Raw genomic sequence first — 1,007 nt, forward strand, 5'->3', positions numbered from 1 at the left:
CGGCGGTCGCGCAGGCCGCGGCCAGCAGCCCCGCGGGGAGCCTCGTCGTTCGCATCCTCAGCACCGGTCGATCCTCCCACGGGCCGTGGCCGGGGGGCGGCCGGACCTTTTTCGTCATCTTGACGAGAAAGGCGCCGCCCAATATCGTCATCACGACGATAAGGAGCTGTCGATGGCCGACATCACCAAGCGCTTCGGGCTTCGCCACCTGCGCGCCCTGCCCACCGCCCACATCCGCCACGTCCGGCGCGGCCGCCTCACCCACGACGGCACCGGCCTCGCCTTCTGGTTCCGCCCGCTCACCGCCGCGCTCTCCGAGGTCCCGGTCGACGACCGCGAGCTGGCCATGCTCTTCCACGCCCGCACCGCCGACTTCCAGGACGTCACCGTCCAGGGCACCCTCACCTACCGGATCACCGACCCGGCCACCGCCGCCGCCCGCGTCGACTTCGGCATCGACCCCGACACCGGCGCCTGGCGCTCCGCCCCGCTCGACCAGCTCGCCACCCTGCTCACCGAGACCGCCCAGCAGCACGCGCTCGGCCTGCTCGCCCGCACCCCGCTCGCCGCCGCGCTGGCCGACGGCGTCACCGCCGTGCGCGAACGGATGGCCGCCGGGCTCGCCGCCGAACCGCGGCTGGCCGAGACCGGACTCGCGGTCATCTCGGTCCGGGTGGTCGCGCTGCGCCCCGAACCGGAGGTGGAGCGAGCGCTGCGCACCCCCGCCCGCGAACTGGTCCAGCAGGAGGCCGACCGGGCCACCTTCGAACGGCGCGCCGTCGCCGTCGAGCACGAGCGCGGCATCGCCGAGAACGAGCTCGCCAACCGGATCGAACTCGCCCGGCGGCAGGAGCAGCTGATCACCCAGCAGGGCGCCAACAGCCGGCTCCAGGCCGAGGACGAGGCGGTCGCCGACGGGATCCGCACCGACGCCGAGGCGCAGCGCCGCACCCGCCTGGCCGGCGCCGAGGCCGACGCGGCCCGCGCCCTCGGCGAGGCCAAGGCCG

The 1,007-nt window shown here is 75.3% G+C and carries 1 protein-coding gene; it reads left to right on the forward strand.

Going from position 1 to position 1,007, the window contains the following annotated elements; all coding sequences use genetic code 11:
- Positions 1 to 172 precede the first annotated feature (172 nt).
- Positions 173 to 1,007 (forward strand): SPFH domain-containing protein (locus ABD308_RS26230; protein ID WP_344339193.1); only part of this gene is annotated, 835 nt, incomplete at its 3' end.

This window comes from Kitasatospora putterlickiae (assembly GCF_039527695.1).
Lineage (GTDB): Bacteria > Actinomycetota > Actinomycetes > Streptomycetales > Streptomycetaceae > Kitasatospora > Kitasatospora putterlickiae.